The sequence below is a fragment of the uncultured Flavonifractor sp. genome (assembly GCF_944387675.1).
GTDB lineage: Bacteria > Bacillota > Clostridia > Oscillospirales > Oscillospiraceae > Flavonifractor.
The window spans coordinates 1-19,992 of the sequence record NZ_CALXFV010000013.1; the positions used below are offsets into that span (position 1 = coordinate 1).

18 protein-coding genes are annotated in these 19,992 nt (G+C 59.6%); 11 read left to right on the forward strand and 7 right to left on the reverse strand.

Annotated features, from left to right (window positions below):
• Together Q0J74_RS02445 and Q0J74_RS02450 are read left to right on the forward strand one after the other, a co-directional pair.
• Positions 1–981 (forward strand): class I tRNA ligase family protein (locus Q0J74_RS02445; RefSeq protein WP_297210080.1); only part of this gene is annotated, 981 nt, incomplete at its 5' end.
• A 233-nt stretch (positions 982–1,214) separates the two neighbouring features.
• Positions 1,215–3,125: a polysaccharide biosynthesis protein gene (locus Q0J74_RS02450; protein WP_297210082.1), complete on the forward strand. Its 1,911-nt coding sequence runs from the start codon at positions 1,215–1,217 to the stop codon at positions 3,123–3,125.
• Between the two features lie 85 nt (positions 3,126–3,210).
• On the opposite strand, the gene Q0J74_RS02455 is transcribed toward Q0J74_RS02450, so the two are convergent.
• Complete coding sequence (locus Q0J74_RS02455; protein WP_297210085.1) at positions 3,211–3,795, reverse strand: hypothetical protein; 585 nt, start codon at positions 3,793–3,795, stop codon at positions 3,211–3,213.
• Positions 3,796–4,209: 414 nt separating this feature from the next.
• On the opposite strand from Q0J74_RS02455, the gene rpsU reads away from it, so the two are divergent.
• Complete coding sequence (gene rpsU / locus Q0J74_RS02460) at positions 4,210–4,392, forward strand: 30S ribosomal protein S21 (protein WP_009259223.1); 183 nt, start codon at positions 4,210–4,212, stop codon at positions 4,390–4,392.
• Positions 4,393–4,533: 141 nt separating this feature from the next.
• Here rpsU and Q0J74_RS02465 read toward each other — a convergent pair whose 3' ends face one another.
• The 4 genes from Q0J74_RS02465 to Q0J74_RS02480 form a co-directional block, all read right to left on the reverse strand.
• Positions 4,534–6,645 (reverse strand): sodium-translocating pyrophosphatase, encoded by a 2,112-nt coding sequence (locus Q0J74_RS02465; RefSeq protein ID WP_297210172.1) that lies wholly within the window; start codon positions 6,643–6,645, stop codon positions 4,534–4,536.
• 168 nt (positions 6,646–6,813) lie between these two features.
• On the reverse strand, positions 6,814–8,250 hold the full coding sequence (locus Q0J74_RS02470) for a TrkH family potassium uptake protein (RefSeq protein ID WP_297210088.1): 1,437 nt from the start codon (positions 8,248–8,250) through the stop codon (positions 6,814–6,816).
• The gene (gene trkA / locus Q0J74_RS02475; protein ID WP_297210092.1) at positions 8,247–9,638 is read right to left on the reverse strand and encodes a Trk system potassium transporter TrkA; all 1,392 of its coding nucleotides are present in this window, start codon (positions 9,636–9,638) and stop codon (positions 8,247–8,249) included. The genes Q0J74_RS02470 and trkA overlap by 4 nt, the downstream gene beginning before the upstream one ends.
• A gap of 223 nt (positions 9,639–9,861) precedes the next feature.
• On the reverse strand, positions 9,862–10,542 hold the full coding sequence (locus Q0J74_RS02480; RefSeq protein WP_297210094.1) for a hypothetical protein: 681 nt from the start codon (positions 10,540–10,542) through the stop codon (positions 9,862–9,864).
• Positions 10,543–10,714: 172 nt separating this feature from the next.
• Between Q0J74_RS02480 and udp the strand changes: the two genes are divergently transcribed.
• Positions 10,715–11,482: a uridine phosphorylase gene (gene udp, locus Q0J74_RS02485; RefSeq protein ID WP_297210097.1), complete on the forward strand. Its 768-nt coding sequence runs from the start codon at positions 10,715–10,717 to the stop codon at positions 11,480–11,482.
• A 58-nt stretch (positions 11,483–11,540) separates the two neighbouring features.
• Here the strand turns inward: udp and Q0J74_RS02490 are convergent, their stop codons facing one another.
• Positions 11,541–12,371 (reverse strand): NlpC/P60 family protein, encoded by an 831-nt coding sequence (locus tag Q0J74_RS02490; protein WP_297210099.1) that lies wholly within the window; start codon positions 12,369–12,371, stop codon positions 11,541–11,543.
• Positions 12,372–12,477: 106 nt separating this feature from the next.
• On the opposite strand from Q0J74_RS02490, the gene Q0J74_RS02495 reads away from it, so the two are divergent.
• Complete coding sequence (locus Q0J74_RS02495; protein ID WP_297210101.1) at positions 12,478–13,464, forward strand: helix-turn-helix transcriptional regulator; 987 nt, start codon at positions 12,478–12,480, stop codon at positions 13,462–13,464.
• A 28-nt stretch (positions 13,465–13,492) separates the two neighbouring features.
• On the opposite strand, the gene Q0J74_RS02500 is transcribed toward Q0J74_RS02495, so the two are convergent.
• Positions 13,493–13,825, reverse strand: a complete 333-nt coding sequence (locus Q0J74_RS02500; protein WP_297210104.1) for an arsenate reductase family protein — start codon at positions 13,823–13,825, stop codon at positions 13,493–13,495.
• Positions 13,826–14,157: 332 nt separating this feature from the next.
• Between Q0J74_RS02500 and Q0J74_RS02505 the strand changes: the two genes are divergently transcribed.
• The 6 genes from Q0J74_RS02505 to Q0J74_RS02530 all read left to right on the forward strand — a co-directional run bounded on the left by Q0J74_RS02505 (position 14,158) and on the right by Q0J74_RS02530 (position 19,992).
• Positions 14,158–15,816, forward strand: a complete 1,659-nt coding sequence (locus tag Q0J74_RS02505) for a ribonuclease J (protein WP_297210107.1) — start codon at positions 14,158–14,160, stop codon at positions 15,814–15,816.
• A gap of 138 nt (positions 15,817–15,954) precedes the next feature.
• Positions 15,955–16,254 (forward strand): XRE family transcriptional regulator, encoded by a 300-nt coding sequence (locus Q0J74_RS02510; RefSeq protein ID WP_297210109.1) that lies wholly within the window; start codon positions 15,955–15,957, stop codon positions 16,252–16,254.
• The gene (locus Q0J74_RS02515) at positions 16,251–17,501 is read left to right on the forward strand and encodes a PBSX family phage terminase large subunit (RefSeq protein ID WP_297210112.1); all 1,251 of its coding nucleotides are present in this window, start codon (positions 16,251–16,253) and stop codon (positions 17,499–17,501) included. Before Q0J74_RS02510 ends, Q0J74_RS02515 begins: the two co-directional genes overlap by 4 nt.
• A 23-nt stretch (positions 17,502–17,524) precedes the next feature.
• Complete coding sequence (locus Q0J74_RS02520; RefSeq protein ID WP_297210115.1) at positions 17,525–18,697, forward strand: serine/threonine protein phosphatase; 1,173 nt, start codon at positions 17,525–17,527, stop codon at positions 18,695–18,697.
• Positions 18,694–19,578 carry a hypothetical protein gene (locus Q0J74_RS02525; RefSeq protein WP_297210118.1) on the forward strand — a complete coding sequence of 295 codons (885 nt, stop codon included), beginning with the start codon at positions 18,694–18,696 and terminating at the stop codon, positions 19,576–19,578. Before Q0J74_RS02520 ends, Q0J74_RS02525 begins: the two co-directional genes overlap by 4 nt.
• A 72-nt stretch (positions 19,579–19,650) precedes the next feature.
• Positions 19,651–19,992, forward strand: a complete 342-nt coding sequence (locus Q0J74_RS02530; protein ID WP_297210121.1) for a hypothetical protein — start codon at positions 19,651–19,653, stop codon at positions 19,990–19,992.

Here is a 19,992-nt window from a genome sequence, read left to right on the forward strand (position 1 = left end):
ACCACCTGCCCCTGCTGCGGCGGCCCCGCCAAGCGGGAGACCGACACCATGCCCCAGTGGGCCGGCTCCAGCTGGTATTTCCTGCGGTATATGGACCCGGACAATGACAAGGCCCTGGCCTCCCAGGAGGCCCTAGACTACTGGTCCCCGGTGGACTGGTACAACGGCGGCATGGAGCACACCACCCTCCACCTGCTGTACAGCCGGTTCTGGCACAAGTTCCTCTACGACATCGGCGTGGTACCCACGAAGGAACCCTACCAGAAGCGCACCTCCCACGGCATGATTCTGGGTGAGGGCGGCGAGAAGATGTCCAAGAGCCGGGGCAACGTGGTCAACCCCAACGACGTGGTGGCCCAGTACGGCGCCGACACCATGCGCACCTATATCATGTTCATCGGCGACTTTGAGAAGGCCGCCTCCTGGTCCGACAACGCGGTGAAGGGCTGCAAGCGCTTCCTGGACCGGGTGTGGAACCTGTCCGAGAGCCTGACCGATTCCATGGACTACACCAGCGCCAACGAGAGCGCCATCCACAAGGCCATCAGGAAGGTGGCTGACGACATTGAGGCCATGAAGTTCAACACCGCCATCGCCGCCCTTATGGCCCTGGTCAACGACTTCTACCAGAACGGCTGCTCCAGGGGGGAGTACAGGACCCTGCTGCTGCTGCTCTCCCCCTTTGCCCCCCATATGGTGGAGGAGCTGTGGGAGAGCCTAGGCTTCGCCGCCGACGGCATGGCCTGCCAGCAGAGCTGGCCCGCCTACGACGAGAGCAAGACCATCGCCGCCCAGGTGCAGATGGCCGTCCAGGTGTGCGGCAAGCTCCGGGCCACCATCACCGTGCCTGTGGACAGCGACGAGGCCGCCGTGGTGGCTGCCGCCCTGGCCGACGCCAAGGTGCAGAAATTTACCGAGGGCAAGAGCCTGGTCAAGACCATTCTGGTACCCAACAAGCTGGTGAATCTGATCGCCAGGTAAATCTATTTGCGGAAGATTTTCTGAGTGGAGTAAGGCCGTGTACGGGAGCAAAACCGTACACGGCCTTTTCTTGCCAACACGGCTACTGAATTGAAAAATATTCCTGTCAAAATAGCCCATATTTTTTCGTATCTGCGGAGAAAAGCACTTTTCATTTTCTCTTCGCCATGCTATAATAATTTTCGTACGTGAATTTATACCTTAAATAAATCTGAAATAAGGGGCTACGTTCCATGAAAACCTTTCGCAGCTTAGTGCTGTTTGCCTGTGACAGCTTCATTCTGCTGTGCGCCACCATGCTTTGCCTGTTGGTCTCCCACTGGTTCCATGATGCCAGTGTGGGGCGCCTGTCCAATCTGATTCCCCACTTGCTGGTGCTGTACGCCTGTGTGACGGCGGCCCAGCTGCTGCTGCGTACCTATTCCAGTCTGTGGCGCTATGCGGAGAGCCGGGAGTATTTGTCCCTGCTGTTGGCGGCCTTTCTGGGCCTGCTGACCTATGAGCTTATCGCCAAAACTCTGATGAAAAGTGTGATTATTTCCTTCATCACCCTGACGGCCATCGGTGGACTGTGGGTACTGGGGATGCTGTTGCTGCGGTTTACATACCGGGTCTACCGGGGACACCGTTCCTACCGGCGGGGAGACCACAAGATCCCTGCCGCCATTGTGGGTGCGGGAGCGGCTGGCATCCAGCTGTTGGAGGAGCTGTCCAGCAATCAGGACAGCCAGTTCCGGGTGCGCTGCTTTTTTGACGACGACCCCAATAAGCTGGGCAAAAATGTCCACGGTATCCCGGTGCGGGGGACTATTGCCCAGGTGCCGGACAAGCTGAAGATGCTGGGGATTGAGACCGTGTTTGTGGCGATCCCTTCCGCAGACGAGAACCGGCGCCATGAGATCTTGCAGTTTTTGTCCAAAATGGAGCATGTGCGGATCTCCACCCTGCCCAGTACTCTGGAGCTGATTGACCGCAAGCCCATGCGGGGGCAGCTGCGGGAGGTGCAGATCGAGGATTTGCTGGGCCGGCCGCCTGTTGTTCTGGACCCCGCGCCGGTGGACGCCTTCCTCCAAGGAAAGGTGGTTATGGTGACGGGCGGCGGAGGATCCATCGGCTCGGAGCTGTGCCGGCAGATCGTGAAGCATGAGCCCCGCAAACTCATCATTGTGGACATCTATGAAAACAACGCCTATGACATCCAGCAGGAACTGATGTACCGCTACGGCGGCCGGCTGGATCTGGTGGTGGAGATTGCATCGGTACGGGACGAGCGGCGGGTCCGGCAGCTGGTAAACCGGTACCGGCCTCAGGTGCTTTTCCACGCGGCGGCCCACAAGCATGTGCCGCTGATGGAGACCAGTCCCCAGGAGGCCATTCGCAACAACGTCTTCGGTACGCTGAATTTGGTTCGGGCGGCCGACGAGTATGGGGTGGAAAAGTTTTTGCTGATCTCCACGGATAAGGCTGTGAATCCCACCTCGGTGATGGGGGCCAGTAAGCGGATGTGCGAGATGGTGCTCCAGTCCATGAAAGGCTACAGCGCCACGGACTTTGTGGCGGTGCGCTTCGGCAACGTGCTGGGGTCTAACGGCTCAGTGGTCCCTCTGTTTAAGCGGCAAATTGCGGCGGGTGGGCCTGTGACCCTGACGGACAAGCGGATCATCCGGTATTTCATGACCATTCCAGAGGCGGCCCAGCTGGTGCTTCAGGCCGGCGCCCAGGCCAGAAAGAATGAGCTGTTCGTACTGAACATGGGCCAGCCGGTGAAGATTCTGGACCTGGCGGAAAACCTGATCCGGTTGTCCGGCTATGTACCTTACCGGGATATTGACATCATTGAGACCGGCCTGCGGCCCGGCGAAAAGCTGTATGAGGAGCTGCTGATTGCCAGCCGGGACATTGAACAGACGGAAAACAGCGAGATCTTTATTGAGTGCCAGCCCGCCATTACACCCCGGGAGCTGGAGCAGAAACTCAGAATTCTTTCCGCGGCGCTGGAGGCGGACGACCCCGCCGTAATCCGGCAGGCGTTGCATCAGGTGGTGCCGACCTTCCATGAGCCGGATGAGGTCAACCGCGTCCAGGGAGCTGAGGTGGAAATCCCTGTCCAACAGTCGGAACGGGATTACGCTGTGACGGTGTGAGCCGAAGGCGGAGGGACAAAAAACGTGCGGCGGATGGAGACCTGTGATGACAGGGTTCCATCCGCCGCACGGCTTTTGCAAGAGATCAGCTGTACAGCTCAGTCATTTTGGCGGCCTTCCAGTTGGCCTTGCTGTTTTCGTAGTAGGCACGAATCTCTGACACCAGATTGCTGCTGTCGCCAATGCGGTTGAGTACCGCCTGAATATTTGACAGGATCCCCTCTACCTCGGCGTCACAATTCTTCTCCTGAGCGATGAGAGTGTCCGCCTTGGCCCAGACGATGGAGATCTTGTTCTGCTGGGTCCGCTGCTCCTTGGGCAGCGCCAGAAACTCCGCCTTGGCATCGGCCACCACGCCGCTCAGATAGCCTTGATACTTGGCTTCCACCTGGTAGAGCTGGTTGACATAGCCCTGAATCTCCGCCCATGCCTGCGCCTCAGCCTGCTGTTGGGAGTTGGCGTCGCTGCCGCTTGACCCGCCCGCGTCCTGGGAGGGCTGGGGCTGGGAAGCCTCTGGAGCTGGGGCCTGGGTCTCGAGGACAGGCTCCTGAGTGGAGATTTGGCCCAGATCCGGTTTGTGCAGGCCATACTGATTCAGCAGCTCCTCCTGCTTTTTGTCCTGATCCTGTTGGAGCTGAGCGATATTGTCCGGATTTGAGGTAAGAGCCAAATAAAGCGCTCCAAGATTATTCCGCTGCGTGAAGGCGACCCATCCAAGGCCACCCAAAAGGAGCAGAAGCACGACGATAATGATGATACGGACGCGCCGTTTCCTGCTGCGGCCGGTTCCGGCCTCTGTCTTCGCAGTGTGTTTCATACAGTTATCCACCACCCGGTTGATTTTCAGCCGGCCGCGCCCCAATGGGGGAACGGCATCTGTGTGTTGCCCATTTTACAATAGTGGGGTGAGAATTGCAACCATTGTTTTTGTTCGGCGCACTGCCCGCAGGAAAAGAAAGCCTTTTGGGAAAGGAAATCCGCTCTTGACATTTGTATGATAACAGAATATAATGGTTCTGTTAAAGCCATATCTATGTGGCCCTTTGGCGGTGGAACCCCGCCGCTTCGGAGGGAGGGGAAATCAATGTCGGAAGTCCATGTGAAGGACGGCGAGTCCTTGGAGAACGCGCTCAAGCGCTTCAAGCGCAGCTGCGCCAAGTCTGGTGTTTTGGCCGAGGTTCGCAAGCGTGAGCACTACGAGAGCCCGAGCGTCAAGCGCCGCAAGAAGTCTGAGGCCGCCCGCAAGAACCGCAAGAAGTATTATTAAAACATTGCAGGGTCCCGTACCACACCGGTACGGGACCCTGTTGTTTCCGTGTTTCAGCGTGTCGAAAAAGCGGCTCCGCCACTTTCAATAGACGCAAGCAGCCCGCCCCTTAAGGGGCGGGCTGCTTGCGTAAGCGGATGCTTAAAATAGATGCACTGCGGTGATGAGACCGGAAAACACGATGGACACGGTGGAGCACAGCTTGATCAGAATGTTCAGAGAGGGGCCGGAGGTATCCTTGAAGGGATCGCCCACGGTATCGCCGATGACGGCGGCCTTGTGGCAGTCGGAACCCTTGCCGCCGTGCTTGCCGCTTTCGATATACTTCTTGGCGTTATCCCAGGCGCCGCCGGCGTTGGACATGAACACAGCCACCACAAAACCGGTGACGGTGACGCCGCCCAGCAGGCCAACCACGGCCTCGGCACCCAGAATCAGGCCGGTGATAACAGGGACGATGATGGCCAGCAGGGAAGGAACCACCATCTCATGGAGGGCGCCCTTGGTACACAGGTCCACACAGGAGGCGTAGTCGGGATCGGCCTTGCCCTCCATGATGCCACTAATCTCCTTGAACTGGCGGCGGACCTCCACCACGATGGACTGGGCGGCCCGCTGCACACCGCTCATGGTGAGAGCGGCGAAAACGAAGGTGAGCATGGCACCCACAAACAGACCCACCAGCACGGCGGGATTGGTGAGAGACAGGTCGGGAGCATGATCCATCCGGACCTTGACCACGTCCACATAGGATACCAGAAGAGCCAGGGCGGTGAGGGCGGCGGAGCCGATGGCAAAGCCCTTGCCCGTGGCGGCGGTGGTGTTGCCCAGAGAGTCCAGAGCGTCGGTGCGGTTGCGTACCTCCTCGCCCAGACCGCTCATCTCCGCGATGCCACCGGCGTTGTCTGCCACGGGGCCATAGGCGTCGGTAGCCAAGGTGATACCCAGAGTGGACAGCATACCCACGGCGGCAATGCCGATGCCGTACAGACCCTTGGAGAACAGCTCACTGTAATTGTCTCCGCTGGTGGTCAGAGAACCGCCGGCGGCCAGGAAAGAGACGATAATGGCGATGCCGATGATAATGATGGGAGCAGCGGTGGACAGCATGCCCAGCGAGATGCCGCCGATGATGGTGGTGGCCGCGCCGGTTTCGGTGGAGTCGGCCAGACCTTGGGTGGGCTTATAGGTATCGGAGGTGTAGTATTCGGTAAAATAGCCGATGGCGCAGCCGGCGATCAGACCCGCCAGAATGGCAATGTAGGGACCCCAGGACCCCATGATGAAATAAGTCACCGGAGCGCCCACAATGGCGGCCAGCACAGCGGCGGTGTAGGTACCCTTCCGCAGGGTGGCCAGCAGAGACTTCTGGGTGGCGTCCTCCCGAGTGCGGATGAGGAAGGTACCCAGCACGGAGCAGATCACGCCTACCACGGCAATGGCCAGGGGCAGGAGCATGGAGCCCCAGGTCAGAGCTGCATCCGAACCGTAGGCGGTGGCGCCCAGGGCGAAGGTGGCCAGAATAGAACCCACATAAGACTCATACAGGTCGGCGCCCATGCCGGCTACATCGCCTACGTTATCGCCCACGTTGTCGGCAATGGTGGCGGGATTGCGGGGGTCGTCCTCGGGAATACCCGCCTCTACCTTGCCCACCAGGTCGGCGCCCACGTCGGCGGCCTTGGTGAAAATGCCGCCGCCCACACGGCCAAACAGAGCCATGAAGGAGGCGCCCATGCCGAACATAACCATGGTTTGGGCAATCTTGGAAGCCTCAAACCCGGCAATGTACTTGAGTACGTGGAACCAGATGGATACGTCCAGCAGACCCAGACCCACCACAGTAAAGCCCATGACAGCGCCGGAGGAGAAGGCTACATTCAGCCCCCGGTTCAGACTTTCGTGGGCGGCGTTGGCGGTACGGGCGTTGGCGGAGGTGGCAATCTTCATGCCGATGAAGCCCGCCAGTCCGGAATAAATGCCGCCGGTGAGGAAAGCGAAGGGGATAAACCAGTTGTCCAGCATCTTTGCCCAGGCTAAAACGAGCAAAATAAGGAAGACAATGATAAAGATCTTCGCGACCGTCGTATACTGCCGCTTAAGGTAGGCATTTGCTCCCTTACGGATGGAAGCGGCCAGTTTCTGCATCAGTTCTGTGCCTTCAGAGAAGCCTAAAACCTTCTTTGCTTGAGTTAAGGCGAAGATTAGTGCGATTGCAGCACCCACTAAGCCGATCCAAAACAGGTTTTCCAACAACTTTCCCAACTCCTTTGTAGTTCGGGAACCCTTGTAGCCCAAGGCTTCCCGGTTTTCCGGACAACCTAATATTAACGCAAAATACCCGCGTTTGGCAAGTACCATTCACGGAGAGAACGGATCAAATCCTTGGATTTGACGCTTTCCACAAAGATGAGGAGAGGGTCAGGAACGTTTCCATGCATTTCCGCTAAAAAGCACAAGTATGGGAATAATTTCTAGACGACCCACAATCATGCAAAGAGAGAGAATGGTCTTGGAAAAGAGAGAAAAGGCGGAGAAATTGCCCATGGGTCCCACCATCTCCAGGCCGGGGCCGATGTTTCCGATGCAGGCCACCACCGCAGTGAAGGTGGAGCCGAAGGAGTAGTTATCCACGGAGACCAGAAGGGTGGCGGCCAGGGTGATGAGCATGTAGGCGGAGAAGAAGATATGGACGGAACGCAGAGAACTCTCCTCCAGCACATGGCCGTCCAGTTTTACCACATTGACCTCCCTGGGGTGGATGACCTGACGGATCTCCCGGCGAATGCAGCGGGCGAGGATCAGCACCCGGGAGCATTTGATGGCACCGCCGGTGGAGCCGGCACAGGCGCCGATGAACATAAGCAGGACCAACAAAACCCGGGAGAATTCCGGCCACAGGTCAAAATCGGTGCTGGCATAGCCGGTGGTGGAGATGATGGAACCCACCTGAAAGGCGGCGTGGCGGACGGCTTCTCCGCCGGTGGGATAGAGATTCCAGATGTTGATGGAGATCAAAGCGATGCTGGAGAACACCACTACCAGGAAAAAGCGCAGTTCGTCACTTCGGAAGGCCTGCTTAATCTTACCCTGGAGGAGCAGGAAATAGAACGCGAAGTTGACGGAGAACAGCAGCATGAAGATGGTGATAATGACCTCGAACGCCGGGCTTCCGTAGGAACCGATGGAGAGATTCTTGACGGAAAAGCCGCCGGTTCCCGCTGTACCGAAGGAGTGTACAATGCTGTCATACCAAGGCATACCCGCTATCCGGAGGATCAGAATTTCCAGTATGGTCAGACCGCAGTAGATGGCGTAAAGGATCTTGGAGGACTGGCTGCTCTTGGGGACCAGCTTGCTCACCACCGGACCGGGACTTTCCGCCTTCATCAGGTGGAGGGTGCGGGAACCCAGGCTGGGCAGCAGGGCAATGGCCAGAATCAGCACCCCCATGCCGCCCAGCCAGTGTATGAAGGAGCGCCAGAACAGAATACCTTTGGGCAGCGGCTCCACTGCGGTGAGAATGGAGGCACCGGTGGTGGTGAAGCCGGAGGCTGACTCAAAAAAACAGTCGATGTATGTGGGGAAATAGCCGGAGAGATAAAAGGGGAGTGCGCCGGTGGCGCTGACCAGAAGCCAAATCAGGGCTACGGCAAAAAAGCCCTCCCTGGAAAAGAAGTGGTCGTCGCTTTTCAGTTTGGACAGCAGAAATCCGGCCAGCAAAAGCAGCGGAATGGTGATCAGAAAGGGCCGGGGGTTCTCCCGATAGAACAGGCAGACCAGCAGAGGCAGCAGCATGGCGCCCGCTTCCACCATCAGGGTCTTGCCCGTCAGCGTGAATACCAGCCTGAAGTTCATTGCGCAGCCCCCATATCCAACAGCGAATCCTCAAAAATGTCATTGATGTCCATGATGCCGTGGTTGCGGGAAATCAGAATCACGTTGTCGCCGGAGGAGATGACGGAGGAGCCGTCCGGAATGATGATCTTGCCCTGCCGCACCAGCACCGCGATGAGAATGCCTTTTTTCAGCCGAAGGTCCCGCAGGGGGATGTTCAGATTATGCGTGGTCTGATTGACCACAAATTCCATGGCCTCCGCCCGCCCGTCAGCAATTTTGTACAGGGCGTTCATGACGCTGCCCTTGGAATTCTGCATCCCGCGCACCACCTGAAGAATGTGGCTGGCGGTGATCATCTTGGGTGAGATGATGCTGTCCAGCCCGGCGGCATGGGCGATGCCCACGTAGTTTTGACGGTTGCACTTGGCCACGATTTTGGGAATTCCCTGCTGCATGGCGTAGAGGGAGATGATCAGATTGTCCTCGTCCCGGTCGGTGAGGGCCACAAAGGCGTCGGACGCGGTGATGTTCTCCTGCTCCAGCAGCTCCTGATCGGTGCCGTCCCCGCAGAGAATCATGGCATGGGGCAGTACCTCGCTGAGGTGCCGGCAGCGGTCCATGCTCCGCTCCACAATTTTGACATGGGTGCCGATGCGGTTCAGAATTACCGCCAGATAGTGGGCAATGCGGCCGCCGCCTACCACGAATACGTCCCGGCTCTTGGGCGTATGCCGGCCCAGCAGGCGGAAAAAGGAGGTCAGGCCCACCGGGTCCCCAACCAGATAGAGATGATCCCCCACTTGGGGAATATAGGAGCCGTCTGGAATGACGACCTCCCCATCCTCCCGCTCCGCCGCGCACAGCAGCATGGGCAGCTTTTGCAGCGCGTCACTCTGTTCGGACAGGGGACGCCCCACCAGGAAGTCACCCTCCCGCACTCGGAAGCCGATCAGTTCGACACGGCCCCGGCAGAAGGTTTCAATGTTGGCCGCGGCGGGAAAGCGGAGCAGCCGGGAGATTTCCACCGCTGTGGCGTGCTCCGGATTGATGGCCAGATCAATGCCCAGCTCATCCTTCAGATGGGAAAACTCCACAGCATATTCCACATTGCGGACCCGGGCAATGGTGAACTTCGCCCCCAGCCGCTTGGCCGTCAGGCAGCAGACCATGTTTACCTCGTCCAGGTTGGTGGCGGCAATGACCACGTCGGCAGAACGGACCCCAGACTCCTCCAACGCGGAGATGGACGCGCCGTTGCCCTTGACGCACATGACATCCAGGGCGTCGGAGGCATGGCGCAGCGATTCGTCGTCGGTGTCAAGCACCGTTACGTCGTGCTCCTCCTGGGACAGGTGCTCCGCCAGGGTGTAGCCCACCTTGCCGTTGCCAACGATAATGATTTTCAAGCTGCTATCATCCTTTCCAAGCGCATTTCCACACACTGCGCAGGTTGGTCAGGACAATCTTAACGCAAACCGGCCCTACATGCAAGTGCCGCCGCGCAATATTTTGTCGGAACTGGGAGAAGGAAACAACGCTCTTTCGCCAAAACCGCGGCGGAAGAGCGCTGGAAATGCCTGCTTGTACCAAAACGGCCGAAAACGGCGGCACACCCCTCCCGTGGAGCGGTCAGGTGGTCCACTCACTATGAATCAGACCCACCAAATACCACTCCTCCTGCCAGGGTTCAAATACCAGCTTCAAAGAGCACCAGTCGTATCCGCCCTTCCCCGGATCAATACCGGGAAATGTATAGTCTACAAAACGGCCCTCCGGATAGGCATCAGCCACATTCTCCAGAGCATTGCCGCTGATCAGCACCGTGTCCACTTCCACCTCCGGCGCCTGGGCATAGTCGGCGTTGTAGACAAAGCGGGCAAAATAGTCGCTGCATGTGGAGCGGATGGGGGCGCCGGAGCCGTCCATCACGCCCCAGACATAGGTCTGCTGGTCCTGGGACAGCGTGGATACCTCCTGACAGGACAGCGTGCGGTCATATTCTGTTGAGACCGTGGAAAAAGGAGTGAGGGTGACACCCTTTTGGGGATGCACCAGGGCGGACAGACCGACATAGTCCGCCTCCTTAATCAGCGACACGGTGGATGAAGCGCGCGCCAGAAGGTGGGCATCGTCCTCTATGTCCAGAGTTGCGGCAGAGGGTTGGCTGGCCATGCTGCTGGCCACAGCCAGCGCCGTGCCGCCGCCGTTCAGCCCGCGCCTGCTGGCGGAGAAAAGGCCGCTGCCCAAAAGGGTTCCCAGCACAAGCCCGCCCACCAGGGCCAGGATGGGGAGCAGAATCGTCCTTCGCATGGTATGCTCCTTTGGCTTGATAGAATATGTCACGACACGATATTCTATAAAAATACAGTGGAAAATACAACAACAAAAGGTTACAAAGCTGCGAAAAATTTGTACATCTTGCAAATGGAAGGGAGAACAGCTATAATAAAATCCATCAAAGAGAAGAAATGAGGTGGCGGCCATGCATGTGCATGAGCTTCAATTCCATATCAAGTGCGGTCCCGGCGATGTGGGCCGGTACTGCTTTCTGCCCGGCGATCCGGGCCGGTGCGAGAAGATCGCGGCTTATTTTGACAACCCGGTAAAAATTCAGAGCAACCGGGAGTATACCACCTATACCGGCACTTTGTTGGGGGAAAAGGTGAGTGTCTGCTCCACCGGAATTGGCGGCCCCTCCGCCGTCATCGCCATGGAAGAGCTGCACAACATCGGCGCGGATACTTTTATCCGGGTGGGTACCTGCGGAGGCATAGCTCTGAAGGTGAAAAGCGATGACGTGGTCATTGCCACCGGGGCGGTGCGGCATGAGGGCGCCAGCCGGGAGTATGCCCCCATTGAGTTTCCCGCCGTGTCCGACTACCAGGTGCAGGCCGCGCTGGTGCAGGCCGCCCGGAACCTGGGAAAACCGTGGCACGCCGGGGTTGTCCAATGCAAGGACTCCTTCTATGGTCAGCACGATCCCGGACGGATGCCGGTAAGTCAGGAGCTGCTGTACAAATGGGAGGCCTGGAAGCGGCTGGGGGTGCTGGCCTCCGAGATGGAGTCCGCCGCCCTGTTCTGCTGCGCCGCCGCACTGGGGGTGCGCTGCGGGTCCTGTTTCCATGTGATCTGGAACCAGGAGCGGGAGGCCGCCGGGTTGGACCAAAGGGAAAGCCACGACCTCTCCGCCGCCCTGGAGGTGGGGATCGAAGCGGTGAAGCTGCTTATCCAGGCTGACCGGAACAAGTAAGAGGAGAAGAAAAAGCGGGCTGCTGCAAACCGGATGGCTTGCAGCAGCCCGCTTTTTCTCAGGGAGAGAGGGGAAAAACACTGCCCACCGTCAGCAGCTGCTCCGCCAGGTCGGGCCGGTAGTCCGGAGCGGAGGGGTCCAGACTGTTGAGTACCACCCCGTCGCTGCCTGACCGGGCAGTGGAGTGGATATACCGGCCCTCCCCCAGATAGAGGGCGATGTGGCCGGGAAAATAGAGCAGATCGGCAGGGGCCAGCCGCTCCCGAGGGATGGGGTGGGCGGGATAACCGGGTACCAGCCTGGCGTCCCGGTAGAGGCACACGCCCCACAGGAACCAGGACATGAAGCTCAGGCCGGAGCAGTCAATGCCCTGCGGGGTCTTGCCGCCCCAGCGGTAGGGGACGCCCAGGTAGGAGCGGGCCGTGGCCGTCACCCGGCTGCGGAGCGCCCCCTCCTCCAGTGCGGGCGGGCGGCGTAGATAAGGCGCGAGATGGCCGGCGGGAAGCCAGCCCTCTTCGCCGGAGAGCAGGGATATCCGCTGCCAGCCGTTCTCCCCCGGGGCGCTGGGGCTGACCAGCGCGCCCCGGGGCAAGGTGAGCACCACAGGCTGCTCCACACCGGGGGCGGCCAGCACATCGGCAAACAGTCCCGCCACCAGGAGAAGCGGCCGGCCGGCCGGATGGCTTCCCGCGGTCAGGTGGCTGCAGAGTGCGTAGCCCTCATACCCATAGTGGGTGCGCACACGGCACCAGGCACCCTCCGCCGGGGCCAGCTGGGTAAGAGGCCAGCCATACAGCACCTCGTCCACGCGTTGAGTATGGGGGTCGGGACCGCTGTACAGCGGACACAGAGGTATGGACACAAGAAGCGCCACAAACGGATCTGTCATAGGAAATCCCCTCGCATGTTTCTGAAAAATATGGTACAATCAAGAAAAAGTCCGGTTTATAGGACACTGGAACGGCTATTCTGGACACAGGAAGGAGGAGGGGAACATGCCAAGAAGCACCAATCAAAAGCTGAAGCTGCTCTGCCTGAGCAAGCTGCTGTGGGAACAGACCGACGAGGACCACCCCATGACTGTGCCGGAGCTGATCCAGGCCCTGGAGGAGTGGGGCATCAAAGCCGAGCGAAAGAGCATTTATGACGATATGGAGGCCCTGCGGGTGTTTGGGCTGGATGTGCAGAACCGGAAGGGGAGAGACCCGGGGTGGTTTTTGGGGGAGCGGAATTTCCAGCTGGCCGAGCTCAAGCTGCTGGTGGATGCGGTCCAGTCCTCCCGCTTTATCTCCCAGCGCAAAAGCAACGACCTGATCGCAAAGCTGGAGGCCCTGGCCAGCCGCCACCAAGCCCGCCAGCTTCAGCGGCAGGTCTACGTGGACCGCAGGGCCAAAACCATGAACGAGAGCGTCTATTACACCATTGACAAACTTCACGCCGCCATTGCACACCACAGGAGCGTCAGCTTCAAATACTTTGAGTACAACGTCCGCAAAGAGCGGGTATTCCGGCGGGAAGGGAAACGGTATGACGTGTCCCCGGCGGGACTCATCTGGGACAATGAGAACTACTACCTGGCCGGGTTTGACCACCGCTTTCAGGAAATGCGCCACTATCGGGTGGACAAGATGGCCGAGCTGGCGGTGACCTGCCTGCCGCTGGAGGGGGTGGACAGTGAGTTCGATATCGCATCCTATGCAAAAAAACACTTCGGTATGTTCTCCGGCCAGGAGGGGCAGGTGACCCTGCGGTGCAAGAACCAGATGGTGGGCGTGGTGCTGGATCGCTTCGGCCGGGAGGTGATTCTGGTGCCGGACGGGGAGGACCACTTCACCGTCACCGTCCAGGCGGTAGTCAGCCCCCAGTTTTTGGGCTGGGTCTTCGGCCTGGGAGACGGGGTGACAATCAAAGGACCGGACTGGGCCGCCCGGAAGATGGCCGATCAGCTGGCCGCCGTGGCGGAGCTGTATCAGAAAACATGACCAGAGGGACCGGCGGGTTCGCCGGTCCCTATTTCCAGCTCTCCCAGTGTTCCGGGCAGTAGCCCACAGTGGCCTGTTTGCCGTTGCGGACAATGGGAGTTTTCAGGAGCCGGGGGTCGGCCAGCAGCTTTTCCACCTTGTCCGCGTCATAGGCCAGATAGGTCAGAAGGGCCGCGTCCGGGTGCTTCTGATCAATCAACGCATCCAGACCCACGGCGCTTATCACGCTGCGCAGTTCCCCGGGGCTGATGCCGTATTTGAGCAGGTCTACGGACTGGAATCTGATCCGGCGCTCCTTAAACCAGCGCTGGGCCTTTTTTGTGTCAAAGCACTTGCTCGTTCCGAAAATCTGAATGTTCATACCGGTATCCTCCCCAGATGGTTTGCCCCATTATACCATCGGCCGGCGGCGGCGGCAACCGGGGAGAGGGGATAGAAAAATAAAGGTATACTTTTCCCCTGTGGTGTGGTATACTAATATCATCATTGTGGCTTTATGCGCCGTTGTGCGCTTTGATAAGGCGGGACATAGCATTCATATGGTGCGCAGGCGATGGTCGGCCACCCCTTTTTCCGGCGAGGCAGGGCCGGAAAGAGCGGGGACCCACCGCCTTTCTTTTGTGTGCCTGTATGGAGGCCGCGTCCGGATTTTAAAATATCTTTTAGATTTAAAAGGAGTGTAGCAAGACTTTTATGGCTGAAAAACTGAAAATTATTTCCCTGGGCGGACTGAATGAGATTGGGAAAAACCTGACGGTTTACGAGTTCGGCGGAGATATGATTGTGGTGGATGTGGGCATGGGATTCCCCGATGACGACATGTACGGCATTGACGTGGTGATCCCTGACTTTACCTACCTCATCAAAAACAAGGACCGGATTCGGGGTATCTTTCTCACCCACGGACACGAGGACCATATCGGTTCCATTCCCTATCTTCTGCGGGATGTGAACGTACCCATTTACGCCACCCGGATGACCGCGGGGCTGGTGAAGCTCAAGCTGGAGGAGCACCGGCTGGTGAGCAAGACCAAGCTCATCACCTGTGAGGCGGGGGAGACGGTGCGGGCGGGCAAGTTCTCTGTGGAGTTTATTCATGTGAACCACTCCATCGCCGACGCCTGCGGCTTCGCCATCAAGTGCGCTGTGGGTACCGTCATCCATACCGGCGACTTCAAAATCGATCCAACCCCCATTCAGGGCGGTATGATGGATCTGGGCCGGCTGGGACAGCTGGGCAAGGAGGGGGTGCTGGCCCTGCTGGCCGACTCCACCAACGTGGAGCGCCCCGGCTTTACCAAAAGTGAGCGCAGCGTGGGCGATTCCTTTGACGCCCTGTTCCGGGGCTGCGAGCAGCGGATCATTATTACCACCTTTGCCTCCAACGTGGACCGCATCCAGCAGATTATCGATGTGGCTGCCCGGTACGGCCGGAAGGTGGCGGTTACCGGCCGCTCTATGGAGAACGCCATGAAGGTGTCCACCGAGCTGGGCTATATGAATATTCCGGACGGAGTGCTGGTGGATCTGGCCCACATCAAGAGCCTGCCCAAAAACAAGGTGTGCATCATCACCACCGGGAGCCAGGGGGAGACCATGTCCGCCCTCACCCGCATGGCCTTCAATACCCATCGCCAGGTGGAGATCCAGGCGGGAGATCGGGTGATTATCTCCGCCTCCGCCATACCGGGCAATGAGAACTCCATCGGCAATGTGATCAACGAGCTCTACCGAAAGGACGCAGAAGTGGTCAACGAGCGGCTGGGCGCCCTCCACGTGTCCGGACACGCATGCCAGGAGGAGCTGAAAATCATCCACGCCCTGGTCAAGCCCAAGTTCTTTATCCCCGTACACGGTGAGCAGCGGATGCTTAAGACCCACGCCAAGCTGGCCCAGCAGATGGGGATGAATCCCAGAAACATCATCATCAGCGACATCGGGAAAGTGATTGAGTTTACGCCAAACTCCGCCAAGATCAACGGCACCGTACCCGCGGGCCGGGTGTTTGTGGACGGCTACGGCGTGGGCGACGTGGGCAGCGTGGTGCTCCGGGACCGGAAGCACCTGGCCGAGGACGGCATGATTGTGGTGGTGGTGTCCATGTCTGGAGAGGACGGATCGGTGGTATCCGGCCCCGACATCATCACCCGGGGCTTCGTGTACGTCAAGGAGTCCGAGGGGTTGATGGAGGAGCTGCGAAAGGTAGCCGTCAATACCCTGGAAAACTGCCAGAGAGACAATATGACCGACTGGGCCGCCATCAAGTCGGAGATTAAAAACGCCATTTCCGGCTTCCTCTATAAAAAGACCAAGCGCAATCCCATGATACTGCCTGTGATTATGGAAGTATAAGCGGTGATTCCTGCCGCCTCCGGCGCACACGTGCGCCGGAGGCGCTTTTTTTATGCCAAAATTTATTTGATGGGTCCTTGGGTGTATGCAAACGGTCAATCTTTCGGGCGGGAACACCAGGGATGAGGAGTGAGGGTGTTGAAAAATGAACGGACACGGCTGCTGAAGCAGATGGAACGGCTGGCCCAGTGCAAGGTCAATGACGCGGTCAAGCTGGCCTTCCTGGACGCAATGACGCTGGATGGACTGGACGGGCTGGATTTGACCCCCCTGACCGAGTTCAGGCGGAGCGAGAAGGGAGGCTGCGAGGTGAGACTGGTGGACAAGGTGGCGGTGCTGAAGCTGTTGGTGGAGCTTACCGCCGGACAGGAGGAGCAAAAGGCCGCGGAGTTCTTCCGTGCCTGGGAGGGCAAGGCGGAAGGGAACGAGGCACCATGAGATTTCGAGCCTTTTCCCCCAAGCAGAGACAGGTGCTTACCTGGTGGTGCGCCCCGGGAACCAGACAGCGGGAGGCCATCATCTGTGACGGTGCGGTACGCAGCGGGAAGACCCTGTGCATGGGACTGTCCTTCTTCTGCTGGGCCATGCGCTGTTATCGGGGACAGACCTTCGGACTGTGCGGGAAAACCGTCACCGCCCTTCGGCGCAACCTGCTTGGTACTTTGCTGCCGGTGCTCCGGGAGCTGGGGTTCCAGTGGGAGGAGAAGGTGTCCCAAAACCGGCTTACCGTCCGCTTCGGCGGCGGAGAAAACACCTTCTACCTCTTCGGCGGCAAGGATGAGGGGAGCGCTGCCCTGATCCAGGGGATCACCCTGGCCGGAGTGCTGCTGGACGAGGTGGCCCTGATGCCCCGGTCTTTCGTGGAGCAGGCCTGCGCCCGCTGCTCCGTGGAGGGGAGCAGACTGTGGTTTTCCTGCAATCCGGAGGGGCCGGAGCACTGGTTTTACAAGCAGTGGATTCAAAAGCTGGAGGAGCGCAACGCCCTCTACCTCCACTTCACCATGGAGGATAATCCCGCCCTCTCTCCCAGGGTGATCCGGCGATATGCCCGCAGTTTCAGCGGCACCTTCTACCGCAGGTTTGTACTGGGCGAGTGGGTGGCCGCAGAGGGGCGGGTGTACGACTTCTTCGATGAGAGCTGGGTCAGGCCGGTCCCGGAGGGAGAGATGGAGCGGTGGCGCATCTCCTGCGACTACGGCACAGTCAACCCCGCCTCCTTCGGACTGTGGGGCAGGCGGGAGGGGGTGTGGTACCGGGTCAGGGAGTTTTACTACGACTCCAGGGCGCAGAGACGGCAGAAGACCGACGGAGAGTACGCCGATGACCTGGAAAAGCTGGCGGGAGGGCGGAACATTGAAACAGTCGTGGTGGACCCCTCCGCCGCCAGCTTCATTGAGCTGCTCCGAAGGAGAGGGTGGCGGGTGGAGAAGGCGGAGAACGACGTGCTGGCCGGCATCCGCATCACCGCCGAGCTGCTGCGCAAGGGCGAGCTGGTCATCTGTTCATCCTGCGCCGACGCCATCCGGGAGTTCTCCCTCTACTGCTGGGACGAAAAAGCGGTGGGGGACCGGGTAAAAAAGCTGCACGATCACGCCATGGACGACATCAGGTACTTCGCAGTCTCGGTGTCTGAGGAGAAAGATGGACCCTGGATGGGACTGTGCGTGGAGCGGAGCAGATTTTAAGGGGACAGAAAAGGAGTGTGGGTATGGGTTTGTTTCAGAAAAAAGAACCGGCCGGAGGGGGACTGGCCGTCCAGATCCGGGAGGGGAGCAGACACCCCTTCGGCGTGCTGGATGGGTATGTGCCGCTGAGAAACGGAGAGATCGCCCTCTACCGGAGCATCCGGGAGGCGGTCCCCATTGTGGATGCCGCCATCTGGAAGCTGATCCGCCTCAGCGGCGGGGTGGGGGTGATCTGCCGGGACCAGAAGGCCCAGGACGGGCTGGACAGGTTCCTCCAGCGGGTGAACACCGGCAGAGGCCAGCGGGGCATTCAGTCCTTCCTGGACTGCTACCTGGATTCCATGCTCACCTGCGGACGGGCGGTGGGGGAGATCGTCCCTAACCCAAGAGGAACCGACATTGCCGCCCTGCTCTGCGGCAATGTGGCGGATATTGAGATCAGGGAGGGCAGTTGTCCCCTGGAATTCTCCATCTGGGGCAGGGAGGAGGGGGGACTGATGCGGCGGCTGCCCAGACAGGAGCTGCTGCTGTTCACCCCCTTCCAGCCGGAAACCGACAGCCCGTACGGAGTAAGTATGCTCCGGTCCATGCCCTTTTTGACCGGAATCCTGCTGAAAATTTATCAGGCTACCGGGATGAACTGGGAGCGGATGGGCAACGTCCGCTTTGCTGTGGTCTATAAGCCGGGGGACACCCCGCTGGATCAAAGCCTGGTCCAGGAGCGCAGCCGGCAGATTGCCCGGGAGTGGTCCGCCGCCATGCAGGCGGGGAAGGACGGCTCCGTACGTGACTTTGTGGCGGTGGGGGATGTGGAAATCAAGGTTATCGGCGCGGACAATCAGGTGCTGGACAGCGAGGTGCCGGTGCGCCAGATCCTGGAGCAGCTGGTGGCCCGCACCGGAATTCCGCCCTTTCTGCTGGGCCTGTCCTGGTCCTCCACCGAGCGGATGAGCACCCAGCAGGCCGATATGATGACCAGCGAGATCACCGCCATCCGCCGCAGTCTGGAGCCGGTGGTGGAGCGGATCTGTGAGCTGTGGCTCAGACTCCACGGCTTTGACAGCAGGGTGCAGGTGGAGTGGAAGGACATCAATTTGCAGGATCTGGTGGAGGAGGCCAGAGCAGAACTCTACCGCCAGCAGACCAGAAGCCTGGAAATGGACAACAACCAGAGAGAGAAGGGAGAGGACGTATGAACATTTCCAAACAGGCGGGCCTGGACCAGGGATTGGCCCTGGATCAGGCCGAGCTGGAGCTGATCAACGCTGTGAGCAAGAAAAAATTGGCTCCAGAGGAGGTGTACGCCTTCGCGGTACGGCTGTGCGACAACCAGGTGGACCGGGACGGCGAGCGGTTCCCCGTGGAGACCCTGGAGCAGCTGGCTGCGCTGTTCGTGGGCAAGTGCGGCATCTTCGACCACCAGTGGAGCGCCCGGGGACAGACCGCCAGAATTTACCGCACCGAGCTGGTGCGGGAGGAGCAGACCCTGACTCAGGCGGGCGAACCCCTGTGCTATTTGAAGGGCTACGCCTATATGCTGCGCACCGAGGGAAACCGGGAGCTTATCGCGGAGATTGAGGGGGGGATCAAAAAAGAAGTCAGCGTGGGCTGCGCCGTGGAGCGGGAGATGTGCTCCATCTGCGGGGAAAACATCCGGGACAAGAGCCGCTGTCCCCACGAGCGGGGTGTGCGCTATGACGGAAAACTGTGCTGGGCCGATCTGGTGGGGGCCACCGACGCCTATGAGTGGTCCTTTGTGGCGGTGCCGGCCCAGAAAGAGGCGGGGGTGATGAAAAGCATGAGGCAGGATATGCAGCGCCTGGAGCAGGAGGCCGCTCTGGGCAGAAAGTACCTTCAGCGGTTGAAGGGCGAGGTGGTACGGCTGGGCGGTCTGGCGGAGCTGGGCCTGGAGCGGGATACCCTGGCGGCCATCGCCGGGCGGCTGGAGGAGCCGGAGCTGGAGCAGCTTCGCTCCGCCTTCCAGCGGCAGGTGGACAAGGCCTGGGGACTGGAAACCCAGCTGAAGGCCCCGGAAAGACCGGAGCTGGAGCAGAGAGACGGAGCGTTTTTGATCTGAAGACGGTTTTGAAACGGGGGCGGGAGAGTATCGGCCCCCACATAGACCGAAGGGAAAGAAAGGAGCAAGAGTATGAGCAAGATTTCCTTTGAAGGCATTGGAGAAGTGGTGGCGACCTTCGCTTGCAGCGAGGACGTGGCCGCCGGTCAGGTGGTCAAGGTCTCCGGCGACGGCACGGTGGACGTCTGTGCCGCCGGCGACAAGATCTGCGGCGTGGCCCTGTCCGCCCAGGACGGATACGCCGCGGTGCAGCTGAGCGGCCTGGTAAAGGCGGGGGTCAGCGGCGAAGGCGTGGCCGCCGGATGGTGCAAGCTCTCCGCAGACGGCACCGGCGGTATGAAGAAGGATACCACCGCCGGCAGCGACTATCTGGTAGTGCGGGTGGAAACCGACGGCGCCGTGGTGCGCCTGTAA

Bases quoted from the DNA above. Each gene is read 5' to 3' on its own strand.
- Q0J74_RS02500 (WP_297210104.1), bottom strand. From the start codon at position 13,825: ATGAACATTCAGATTTTCGGAACGAGCAAGTGCTTTGACACAAAAAAG.
- Q0J74_RS02520 (WP_297210115.1), top strand. From the start codon at position 17,525: ATGGGTTTGTTTCAGAAAAAAGAACCGGCCGGAGGGGGACTGGCCGTC.
- Q0J74_RS02495 (WP_297210101.1), top strand. From the start codon at position 12,478: ATGCCAAGAAGCACCAATCAAAAGCTGAAGCTGCTCTGCCTGAGCAAG.
- Q0J74_RS02450 (WP_297210082.1), top strand. From the start codon at position 1,215: ATGAAAACCTTTCGCAGCTTAGTGCTGTTTGCCTGTGACAGCTTCATT.
- Q0J74_RS02525 (WP_297210118.1), top strand. From the start codon at position 18,694: ATGAACATTTCCAAACAGGCGGGCCTGGACCAGGGATTGGCCCTGGAT.
- Q0J74_RS02490 (WP_297210099.1), bottom strand. From the start codon at position 12,371: ATGACAGATCCGTTTGTGGCGCTTCTTGTGTCCATACCTCTGTGTCCG.
- udp (WP_297210097.1), top strand. From the start codon at position 10,715: ATGCATGTGCATGAGCTTCAATTCCATATCAAGTGCGGTCCCGGCGAT.
- Q0J74_RS02515 (WP_297210112.1), top strand. From the start codon at position 16,251: ATGAGATTTCGAGCCTTTTCCCCCAAGCAGAGACAGGTGCTTACCTGG.
- Q0J74_RS02480 (WP_297210094.1), bottom strand. From the start codon at position 10,542: ATGCGAAGGACGATTCTGCTCCCCATCCTGGCCCTGGTGGGCGGGCTT.
- rpsU (WP_009259223.1), top strand. From the start codon at position 4,210: ATGTCGGAAGTCCATGTGAAGGACGGCGAGTCCTTGGAGAACGCGCTC.
- Q0J74_RS02505 (WP_297210107.1), top strand. From the start codon at position 14,158: ATGGCTGAAAAACTGAAAATTATTTCCCTGGGCGGACTGAATGAGATT.
- Q0J74_RS02530 (WP_297210121.1), top strand. From the start codon at position 19,651: ATGAGCAAGATTTCCTTTGAAGGCATTGGAGAAGTGGTGGCGACCTTC.
- Q0J74_RS02470 (WP_297210088.1), bottom strand. From the start codon at position 8,250: ATGAACTTCAGGCTGGTATTCACGCTGACGGGCAAGACCCTGATGGTG.